The 11,457-nt window shown below is 24.2% G+C and carries 10 protein-coding genes; 7 read left to right on the forward strand and 3 right to left on the reverse strand.

The window, feature by feature from the left end:
- The first annotated feature begins 126 nt into the window (after window positions 1–126).
- From KYD98_RS16845 to surE, 4 genes are all read left to right on the forward strand, one after another.
- On the forward strand, window positions 127–1,698 hold the full coding sequence (locus tag KYD98_RS16845) for an ATP-binding protein (protein WP_219781218.1): 1,572 nt from the start codon (window positions 127–129) through the stop codon (window positions 1,696–1,698).
- Window positions 1,695–2,363: a response regulator gene (locus tag KYD98_RS16850; protein ID WP_219781219.1), complete on the forward strand. Its 669-nt coding sequence runs from the start codon at window positions 1,695–1,697 to the stop codon at window positions 2,361–2,363. The genes KYD98_RS16845 and KYD98_RS16850 overlap by 4 nt, the downstream gene beginning before the upstream one ends.
- 76 nt (window positions 2,364–2,439) lie before the next feature.
- A complete protein-coding gene (locus KYD98_RS16855) occupies window positions 2,440–2,613 on the forward strand; it encodes a hypothetical protein (RefSeq protein WP_219781220.1) in 174 nt (57 codons plus the stop codon).
- A 464-nt stretch (window positions 2,614–3,077) separates the two neighbouring features.
- Window positions 3,078–3,833, forward strand: a complete 756-nt coding sequence (surE, locus tag KYD98_RS16860) for a 5'/3'-nucleotidase SurE (RefSeq protein ID WP_219781221.1) — start codon at window positions 3,078–3,080, stop codon at window positions 3,831–3,833.
- Window positions 3,834–4,001: 168 nt separating this feature from the next.
- Here surE and KYD98_RS16865 read toward each other — a convergent pair whose 3' ends face one another.
- From KYD98_RS16865 to rpsD, 3 genes are all read right to left on the reverse strand, one after another.
- Complete coding sequence (locus KYD98_RS16865) at window positions 4,002–5,048, reverse strand: YdcF family protein (protein ID WP_219781222.1); 1,047 nt, start codon at window positions 5,046–5,048, stop codon at window positions 4,002–4,004.
- A 411-nt stretch (window positions 5,049–5,459) separates the two neighbouring features.
- The gene (locus tag KYD98_RS16870; protein WP_219781223.1) at window positions 5,460–6,161 is read right to left on the reverse strand and encodes a hypothetical protein; all 702 of its coding nucleotides are present in this window, start codon (window positions 6,159–6,161) and stop codon (window positions 5,460–5,462) included.
- Between the two features lie 122 nt (window positions 6,162–6,283).
- Window positions 6,284–6,880 (reverse strand): 30S ribosomal protein S4, encoded by a 597-nt coding sequence (rpsD, locus tag KYD98_RS16875; RefSeq protein WP_219781224.1) that lies wholly within the window; start codon window positions 6,878–6,880, stop codon window positions 6,284–6,286.
- A 372-nt stretch (window positions 6,881–7,252) separates the two neighbouring features.
- Between rpsD and KYD98_RS16880 the strand changes: the two genes are divergently transcribed.
- The 3 genes from KYD98_RS16880 (at window position 7,253) to KYD98_RS16890 (ending at window position 11,124) form a co-directional block, all read left to right on the forward strand.
- Window positions 7,253–7,432, forward strand: coding sequence for a hypothetical protein (locus KYD98_RS16880; RefSeq protein WP_219781225.1), 180 nt, complete (start codon window positions 7,253–7,255; stop codon window positions 7,430–7,432).
- A 216-nt stretch (window positions 7,433–7,648) separates the two neighbouring features.
- A complete protein-coding gene (adhR, locus tag KYD98_RS16885; RefSeq protein WP_219781226.1) occupies window positions 7,649–9,550 on the forward strand; it encodes a transcriptional regulator AdhR in 1,902 nt (633 codons plus the stop codon).
- 407 nt (window positions 9,551–9,957) lie between these two features.
- Entirely contained in the window at window positions 9,958–11,124 is a 1,167-nt protein-coding gene (locus KYD98_RS16890; protein WP_219781227.1) for an iron-containing alcohol dehydrogenase, read from the forward strand.
- Window positions 11,125–11,457 lie beyond the last annotated feature (333 nt).

Here is an 11,457-nt window from a genome sequence, read left to right on the forward strand (position 1 = left end):
TTATATTGTAATATAGTCTCTTAAATTTTATGGTTGTTTTTTATCACTATTATATTGTAGTATAAAGCTCATGGATAAAAATATAGTTTTTAAAAAATATATGAACCTTACTTTAAGGAGTAACAAATGAAAATTAATAAAAATAAAAAAAATACATTTGAAAAACAATTAATATTAATAGCATTACTAATAACATCATTACCATTAATTTTATCATATACTAATTTAATATTTTCAAAATTAGAAGATATTGAATATAAAAATAAAATAGCGTTAAAAGAAATGGGAAATTATATTAGTGAAAGTCAATTAGTAAAAAATAAGTTGGAACTTAGAGAAAATGATTATACAATAGAACAGTACACTAAGGATCTTATAAGAAATTTCAATAATGTAGATATAATTGTAATTGCAGATATGACAGGAAAAAAGTATTCTCATATTGATGAAAGTCAAATTGGACAGACTTTTATAGGAAGTGATAAAGAAGATGTATTAAATAGTGGAAAAATGTATTACTCATTGATGCAGGGATCTATGGGTAAAACATTAAGATGGTTTCAACCAATTTATAGCAATGATAAACAAGTAGGATTTGTTATGACTGGTAAATATTACAATGATATTGTTGTAATGAACTCTAAAATTAAAAGTACATATTTAATTCAACTTATTTTTATCTTAGGTATAGCAATTATATCTTCCAAAATGCTTGCATTAAAGGTAAAAAGGGCTATGCATAATATGGAACCCTATGAAATAAGTAAATTATATAGTGAAAAAAAGATAATTATAAATACTGTAAATGAAGGAATAATAGCCTTAAATAAGAATAATGAAATAACAGAAATAAATAAAAAATGTTATGAGTTGGTAGAAGAATTTGATGCAGAAAAAATGATTTCAAAGTTAAAAAAGTATATAAATTCTCATGAAGAATTTGAAATGAAGGAATTTATAATACAGGGAAAAAAGTTGTTTATAAGTATTAAGAGTATAGAAATTAATAATCAATATTTGGGTTCGGTTATTAGGTTAATAGACAAAAATAATATAAGCAAGATTGCTAAAGAAATAACTGGAGTAGATCAAGTTGTTAAGAATTTAAGAGCAAATGTACATGAGTTTAAAAATAATTTGTATGTGATACTTGGGCTGTTACAGTTAAAAAAATATAATGATGCAGAAGAATATATTTTAAAAATTAGGCAAATACAAAATAGTAATTCACATAAATTCAGTAGTATTGATGATTATTATGTAAGAGCTTTATTATTAAGTAGAGAACTTGTGTCTAAGGAAAGAAAAATTGAGTTTATTTTAACAGAAGAATCATTTTTATTTGAAAATCATAAAATTATAGATTCTTTAGATTTAATAACTATTATAGGAAATTTAATAGAAAATGCTTTCGAAGCATGCTCGCAAATTCATAAAAATGATATGTTTGTGAAAATTTCATTATATGAAGATGAAGAAGTCATTGAGATACAAGTTGAAGATAATGGTATAGAAATTAATGAAAAGATAAAAGAAAACATTTTTGAAGAAGGGATATCTTCTAAAGGAGATCAAAGAGGAACGGGTCTTTATTTAGTAAAAAATAGAGTCGAGTTATATAATGGAAGAATAGAAATAGATGAATTTAGGAATTCAAAAGTATTTGTTATAACAATTTCTAAAGGAGAAAACGAATGATAAAGGTTTTAATTGTTGAAGATGATCCAATGGTAGCATTAATAAATAAAACTTATTTAGAAAAAATTCAGGGTATAAAAGTTTTTGGTCCAGAAATATATGAAAATGAAATAATAGATGTTATAGAAAAAGAAGAGATTGATTTAATATTATTAGATGTATTTTTACCATACAAAAGTGGTATAGAAATATTAAAAAGTTTAAGAGGTAAAAAGTATCTTCAAGATATTATTATGATAACAGCAGCTAATAGTGTGGAAGAATTAAAGATGGCTTATGCTTATGGAGTTATTGATTATTTAATCAAGCCGTTTGAATTTAAAAGATTTGAAGAAGCTATTAATAAATATAAAATAAAACATAATATGTTATCTAAAGAAGATAAAATAACACAAAAAGAATTAGATTCTGTTTTTTCAAATAACACAAATGAAGCTTTATTACCCAAAGGGTTAAATAAAAGGACATTAGATAAGATTATAAACTTTTTAAAAGAAAGTGATAATAAAATTTGGACGTTAAGAGAGATATCTTATGAATTAAGTATTAGTAATGTTACTATAAAAAAATATATGGACTATCTTGAAAGTATAGGTAGTGTATGGGTTGAAATGAATATGGGAAATATAGGAAGACCAGAAATGAAGTATTATATAAATCTATAGATTTATATATGGGATATAATTAACAATATGGTATAATATACAAAAGTATGGATTTTATTACGAGGGGGATAATATAATGAATTTTGAAAAATATAAATTTTTAGGATTCTTAGGGTTGATTTCATTAATAGGTCTTAAAGGAATTATTAACGAGAATTATTTATGGTGTATATTTTTTAGTAATTTTGCATGGTTTACATTCTTTTATGAAAATAGTATAGTATATAAACATAAAAAAGCTTTAAAATAAAAAACTATATTTTTAATTGAGTAAATAAAAAAGTGCTTACTAGAACATTTTATAGAGTTATAGTAAGCACTTTTTTTATATAAATTTCTTGAAATATTTATATAAATCAACAAAATTTTATCGGAATGTAGATATACTTATTAAATTAAATTATTGATAATAGATAAAGTGTTTAAATGATCAATAGCACTGATTAGTAATAGAATGCATATATATAATATATATAAGTTTAATTTTAATTAAATATAAAGTGCTTTTGATAATTATAATTAAGTTTAGTATTATAGAATATATAAGTATAGATTAGTATTATAGAATATATAAGTATAGAAAAGTATTATAAAAAAATTAGAGCTTATAAAATAATATAAATTTTAACTTAAAGTAATAATATTTATATGAAAAGATAAAAACCTTAAAAAAGAACATATAATGTTGAGATATTAATAATATTAGGAGGAATTATGAATATTTTAATTACTAACGATGATGGAATAAGCGCTAAAGGAATAAGAGTTTTAGCTGAAAAAATACTAAAGAATCATAATGTAATAGTTGTTGCACCAAGAGAACAAAAGAGTGCATCCAGTCATTCTATATCTATTAATACGCCAATTAAAATTAGAGAAGAAAAGATTTCTGGATTAAATTGCAGAGCATATAGTGTTGTTGGAACTCCAGCAGATTGTACTCAAGTAGGCTTATCCTTATTAGCAGATGATATCGATGTTGTTATTTCAGGAATAAATAGAGGAGTTAATAGTGGAATTGATATCCTTTATTCAGGTACTGTTTCTGCTGCAATAGAAGGAGCAATTTATAATGTACCATCAATTGCTGTATCTATGGAAGTAGATTGGGATAGACATGATGAAGATTATTCTAAAGCTGCTAATTGGGTAAGTAAAGTTCTTGACTTGGCAGAAGAAAAATATTTAAAAAACAATGTGGTTTTAAATATTAATGTTCCTAATATAGATGAACATCATATAAAAGGATTAAAAGTATGTAAAATTGGAAAATCTACTTATAAAACAGAATACATTCTTTTAGATGAAGATGATGATAAAATTTATCAAACAAAAGGTGTTAGAAATGAAATAGAAAAAGATGAAACTGATTTATATTTTTTGTCTCAAGGATATGTTACATTAACACCACTACATTTTGATTTTACTAATTTTAAAATATTAGATGAAGTAAAGGGAATTTTTGAATAAAAAATATTATAATAAAATAATAAGGTATAGCTTAAAATAAACATATTTATAGAAATTTTAAGATATACCTTTATTTTTTATGAAAAGCAATATATAGGTTATAATATTTTTAAGAAAAATAAGGCTACGTTTTAAACGTATATTTTAAAACATAGCCTTAAATCAATTCTATAAATAAGGTGCAACAAAGAAATGTTGTATTATAACTAAAAATAAATTTATTATTATAAATGTAGAAATAATAATTGCATGTCTTTTTTTATACATTACTATAAAAGCAATATATTCTCTAATCATAGCATTTGGTAAGAAATAAAGAGCTGTTTTCGAACCAAGTCCTTGACTTTTTAAACCTGCTTTTCTTGCATAAATTCCAGCACGAAATAAATGAAAATTATTTGTTACAAATATACTAGAAGGATTTTCTGGAATCAAGTTTTCCATTATTTGTTTAGAGAATTTCATATTTTGTAATGTATTAACTGATTTATCTTCTAAAATAGTATCTTCAACAGGAATACCATTTTCAACAGCATATCTTTGCATAGCTAAGGCTTCTGAAATTTTTTCATCAGATCCTTGCCCACCAGAAAAAATAATTTTTGGTGGAGTAGTAACAAGACTTTGCTTATTATAGAATTCAATAGCCTTATTAATACGACTAGCTAATAAAGGAGGAACTCTCTCTCCAATCAATCCGCTACCTAAAACAATAATAAAATCTTGATTTAATTTAGGTCTATTAAACTGATAAAGAAAAGATATCATTAAAAAATTAAAAACATCAAATAAATAATAGAATACAATAGTACTAAAACCAGCTAAAAACATATTTACTTCATCAGGAAAAATGTTTTTACTTATAATAGCAGAGAAGATTAAATATAAAATTAATCCTATTGCTAAAAAGAAAGTTAACATGTTAGCACGAGTTCTACTTTCGCGTTTTAGAACAATTTTAGAATTTATAAATAATGCCAAAATTAATGCATAAACTCCAAATATAAGCACTAAAAAAACTATTATACCAAAAGCAAGAACTAAAAACATTAAAAAACTATTTTGTGTTTCAAATGCTATATCAACAGTTGTTATCATTGCAGAAAATAAGAAAATATTAAACAAAAGTCCATTAATTAATTTTCTTGAATCCATTAAATAGGAAGTTAAAAAAATTATAAATGTGATTAATGTTAATGTTAATAAAAAAACCATTATGCACCTCCATATAAGTCTAATTAATAAAAAGTAGAGTTTTTAAAATTATTTTATTTAAAATTTAAAATATGTAAATTAAGTAAGTGAATTTTAAAAAATAAATATTCTTATTACTGATATTAAGTAGGCTTAAAGTAAAAGTCAATGTCAAAAAATGTGTTTTATTTAAAAATATCATAGAACCTATATTAAATAATAAAATTAAAAGAAGATGATTTCTATATTTTATAAAAATCATCTTCTTTTAATTTAATGCTTTTTCAGAATATCGTTTATATGGCATTAATTTTTTATATTTTTAAGGAGCAAAATTTTTTAGTGCTAATAGAGAATTAATGTAATAGAAGGTGTACAGTATTCTGGCAAAACACTGTTAGGTTAATTATGATTAAATTCTCTATTAAGTTACTAAAATAATATTGGTATATTTATATTTAATATATCAATAAATCTTTTATTTAATAAAGGTTCATTGAGTACATTATCACAAGTAAATTTAAGATCACTTAAACTCATAGAAAGTTCTTCTTCAACAAATTCTTCAAAATCCCATCCTATAGATTGGGTTATAAATTCATATGTATCTGAAGGTGAATTAAAAATTTTAATGAACAATTTTTTTTCAGGGTCATTATCCCATCTAGTATTAAAGTTATTACAGAATGAATTTAATTCTAATAATAGCTTGTCTTTATTACTTTCCCAAAGTGAATTTAAAAAATTATAAGATTGTATCATTGAATTAAAATCATTTATATTAATAGAATTATTTTTAATTACCTCTTGAGTTACAATGTCAAAGGTAGATACTGGAATAAAGAATCCTTCACATGTGCGATCAAAATAAGTTAAAAATGAAGTAGGTAAGAATACATGTTGTAAAAAACCTAAAAGAGAATTTAGTGAAGGATAAACTACCCATCCGCATTTTAAAATACCTTTTTTTGAGTCTAGTATTCCAGTATAAGCAATTTTAGATTCTGTAGTTATAGAGTTTTTATTAAAATAACCTTCCCATAAAGGGTAATCATTTAAGATTTTATTTTCCCAAAATAAATAGTCTTTATAATTAGTTTTTGTATTTAGGTTTTTATCTGTATTGCCTTTCATGTAATATACCTCTTTTCAATGATGCAATTAATTAAAAAACAAAAGTAAGTTCTTATTTACTATTGTTTTTAATGACCTATATTTTAAAGCAAACCTTATATAAAAATATAGGTCATTAATTATTAAAGTTTTGAGTAATATTCTACTACTAGTGAATCATTAATTTGTATTGGAACCTCATGTCTTTCAGGGTGTCTTATAAGAGTACCTGAGAAATTAGATTCATTTTTAGTTAGATATGGATACACATTGGTAAGTTGTGATAAAAAGTTTTCTTTAAAAAGTTCATTTTTTTGAGACTTTTCTTTTAAATTAATCACATCTCCAATTTTTACATTGAAAGAAGGAATATTTACTTTATTATCATTAACTAAAATATGTCCATGAACAACCATTTGACGTGCTTGAGCAACTGAGGTTGCAAAGCCCAATCTGTAAACTAAATTATCTAATCTACATTCTAGTCTTTTTATTAAAGCAGAGCCAGTTTGTTCTTTATCTTTAAGTGCTTTTTTTACATAATTTGCAAATTGCTTTTCCATTACCCCATAGTATGATCTTAATCTTTGTTTTTCAAGAAGTTGAGTACCATAAGATGAAAGTTTCTTCGCGTTTCTAGCGCTTCCATTATTTTCTCTTTTCATAGCTTTTGGATGTCCGATAACATTTAATCCTAATCTTCTACATAATTTAAATCTTGGTTGCCTCATTTTTGCCATAATAATATCATCTCCTGTAAAGATTTGCCGCGATAAAATTAAGCCTGAAAATAATATAACACATAAATTTTGAATTGTAAATGAAAATCATTATCAATTTTAAAATATTTTTATAACCTAATTTTTATTACATTTAAAGTGTTTAATATATAAGTTCAAATAAAATTTTTAAAATGGAAGAAATTATGTGAATCATAAATTAAAAGAAGATAATACTATAAATAAAAACTTAAATGAAACGAAAATAGTAAATATAAACCAAATATTATATAACTCCAAAAAAAGTTATATAAAACATATTAAAAAATAGGCTATATTTTAGGGGGAAGGTAATTTACTTGAACATATCCTAAATTAAAAGGAGGAGTATTTATGAAGTGTAAAATTAAAGAATGTTATAATACTATGGAAGAGGATGAAAAATATTGTAAGTATCATTTAATAAAAAGAAATTCTAAAAATAGAAAAATTATCGCATTAGTTGGTATTGCTACTAGTTTATCAATTATTGGTATTACTGGCATAAAGAAATTAATAAAAGAAAAATTTTAATATTTGTACATAAATAAATCTATGTTTACTATGAGTGACATAGATTTATTTATTTATCTAATTATATATAATAAAGTAAAATTATGAATAGCAGTAAATTAATAAAGGAATTATTATAGTTATAATTTGTGCCTAAAAATGATATATGATAGAATGAGTGATATTTGAAGAAAGTTGAAATAATGAAACTAGTTATAAGGAAAGATGGGTTGCACTATGGAAAATAAAAAAATATTAATTGAGAATTCTCATAAAAGAAGTGAAAGCTATGGTGTTGAAAAGAAATCAAATTATTCAAAGAAAATTCTTTCAGGAGAAAGATTAAAAAAGATATTAATTAAAAATAAAGAATTAATAGAAGTATCTAAAGTATATATTGATATGGTTTTTTCTGCTGTAATGGATAATGAATTTATTATAGTACTTACAGATAATAATGGATGTATCTTATATATAAAAGGAATAGAAGAGAACATTAGTAAGTTAGATTGTATTAATATTAGTATTGGAGCTTATATGGATGAACAAAATATAGGTACTAATGCGATGGGAACTGCGATTAAAGAAGATAAATGTGTTCAAATAACTGCTAATGAACATTATATACATGGTCTTCAAGGATTAACTTGTTCAGCTGCACCTATTCATAATTCTAAAGGAGAGATTATTGGAACTTTAAATTTAACTGGAAGAAGTAATATGAAACATCCACATACATTAGGTTTGGTAGTTTTTGGTGTAAAGGCAATTGAAAACGAATTAGACAAGAAAAAAATAAGTAATATCTTGACTCAAATGTATAACTATATGGAAAGTGTTATAGAAAATTTAGATAAAGGTATTATGATTGTAGATAAAGAAGGAAAAATAACTAATATTAATAAATTTGCGGCAGAAATTTTTAATAAGGATAAAGAATTATTATTAAAGGAAAAAATACAATATATTTTGCCTAATTTAGAAAATATATTAGAAAAATTAGATACAGATGAAAAAACTATTATTAAAGAATTAAAGTTTAGTCATACAAGTAGATATAAGACTAAGTTAGTTTTTAAAGGAATTAGGCATAATAAAAAAATAGTTGGAATGGTTATAACTATGAGTAACGAAAAGGAAGAAAAAGGGGTAAAAGATTCAACTGGAGCATTTTTTAGTTTTAATGATATTATAGGAGAAAGTGCAGCTATTAATAATGTAATAACAAATTGTAAAATTATATCTAACAGTCCTTCAACGGTTTTAATTCAAGGGGAGAGTGGAACAGGAAAAGAAATTTTAGCACAAGCTATGCATAATTATAGTTTGAGAAGAAACAATAAGTTTGTTGCAATAAATTGTGGAGCTATACCTATTAATATAATAGAAAGTGAATTATTTGGATATGAGGATGGTACATTTACTGGAGGGAAAAAAGGTGGAAAATCAGGTAAATTTGAAATTGCAAATAAAGGTACTTTATTTTTAGATGAGGTTGGGGAAATGCCATTAGATATGCAAGTTAAATTGCTAAGAGTACTTCAGGAAGGTAGGGTTATAAGACTAGGAGGAAGTAAAGAAATTCCGATAGATGTTAGAGTGATTGCAGCTACAAATAAAAACCTAAAAAAAGAAGTTAAGAAAGGGACTTTCAGAGAAGACCTATATTATAGATTATGCATTATTCCAATAACTTTACCACCTTTAAGAGAGAGAAAAGGTGATATAGAAAAGCTTATAGAATATTTTTTAAGAATAAAATCTTTTAAGTTAAATAAGCATATTCCTGAGATTAAAGGAGAATTATATAATAAATTATTATCATATAATTGGCCAGGTAACATTAGACAACTAGAAAATTATATAGAAAATATAGTTAATTTAGATGGAGTTTTATCATTTGATTTATGGGAAGATAATGAGGAAATGATAAATCAAGTAATTTTTAAGGAAGATCAGAGTAATTCTGAAAATTTTCAAATTGAAGAAAAAAATTTTAATTTAGAAGAATTAGAACGGAAAACAATTATAACAGCTATAAAAGCATATAATAATAATATAACTAAGGTAGCAAAGGTTTTAGGGATAAGTAGAAATACATTATATTTAAAAATTAAAAAGTATAACATAGAAGTGTAATAAATCTGAACAGTGTCCTAAAATAGTACAATAAATAATGAATAAATTGTACTATTTTAGGACATTTTTTATTTTTGTAGAATGTATATATCACAAATAGCTAGAGTATGTTAAAAGAATAATAAAAAAAGTATGTTTTAATATTTTATAAAATATTTAGTTGATGAAAATTAGTTTATAGCTAATTATTAAATAACTTTGTTTCATTCTATGAAATAAAATATATGTTTTAATATTTTAAATATTATCGTTTTTTATATATAAAAAATAAAAGAATTTAATATTATAAAAAGTTGGCACGGTTTTTGCTTAAGTATAATATTGGTTATATGTATTTGTGAATTTAATAACAAACATATATAGATAAGGTATATAAATAAAGGATAAAACTTTAGGAGGAATTAATTATGGCACGTTTTACATTACCAAGAGATTTATATCATGGAGAAGGATCCTTAGAAGCACTTAAAACTTTAAAGGGTAAGAGAGCCTTTGTAGTAGTTGGTGGAGGCTCAATGAAAAGATTTGGTTTTCTTAAGCAAGTTGAAGATTATTTAAAAGAAGCAGGAATGGAAGTTGAGTTATTTGAAGGCGTGGAACCTGATCCATCTGTAGAAACAGTAATGAAGGGTGCAGAAGCAATGAGAAACTTCAAGCCTGATTGGATAGTTGCAATGGGTGGAGGTTCACCAATAGATGCAGCAAAAGCTATGTGGATATTCTATGAATACCCAGATTTTACTTTTGAACAAGCAGTTGTTCCATTTGGGTTACCAGATCTTAGACAAAAGGCTAAATTTGTAGCTATTCCATCAACAAGTGGTACTGCTACAGAAGTTACAGCTTTCTCAGTAATAACAAATTATACAGAAAAAATAAAGTATCCTTTAGCTGACTTTAATTTAACTCCAGATGTAGCTATAGTTGATCCAGCATTAGCTCAAACTATGCCAGCTAAATTAGTAGCTCATACTGGAATGGATGCATTAACTCATGCTATAGAAGCATACACTGCATCATTAAGATCAAATTTTTCAGATCCATTAGCTATTAAAGCAATAGAAATGGTTAAAGAAAATTTAATTAAATCATATGAAGGAGATAAAGAAGCTAGAAACTTAATGCATGAAGCTCAATGTTTAGCTGGAATGTCATTCTCAAATGCTTTACTTGGAATAGTTCACTCAATGGCGCATAAAGTAGGAGCTGTATTCCACATACCTCATGGATGTGCTAATGCAATATTCTTACCATATGTAATTGAATATAATAGAGCAAAATGTGAAGATAGATATGCTGATATTGCTAGAGCATTAAAATTAGAAGGAAATACAGATGGGGAATTAACAGATTCATTAATAAAAGTAATTAATGATTTAAATGATCAATTAAGTATTCCACATTCAATGAAAGAATATGGAATTGAAGAGGCTGAATTTAAAGCTAATCTTAAATTTATTGCACAAAATGCAGTATTAGATGCATGTACGGGATCAAATCCTAGAGAAATAGATGATGCAACAATGGAAAAATTATTTGAATGCACATACTATGGAACTAAAGTTAATTTATAAGATTATTTAGATAATAAATTAACTAATAATGAGGTAAACTTAACTTACTTAGTTTTATGACTAAGTTAAAGTTTTAAAATACACACACTTAAACTCTCAGTAAAACAATTGCTCTCATACAAGAGAGCTTTTGTTGTTATTAAAATAAACAGGAATATGATAGAAAAATAACAAATAAAAGTAAGTGCTATACTAAGCATATAAAAGAAAATACATAAAGTATTTGACTATTATTTTTTGAATATGAATTAATATCAAAAATAGGGGGAACAGAAATGTATAAAATAACAAACAAAAGAGAGCTTACAAACAATATATATTTAATGGATATAG

Origin of the sequence: Clostridium weizhouense (assembly GCF_019431045.1) — a bacterium.
Lineage (GTDB): Bacteria > Bacillota > Clostridia > Clostridiales > Clostridiaceae > Clostridium > Clostridium weizhouense.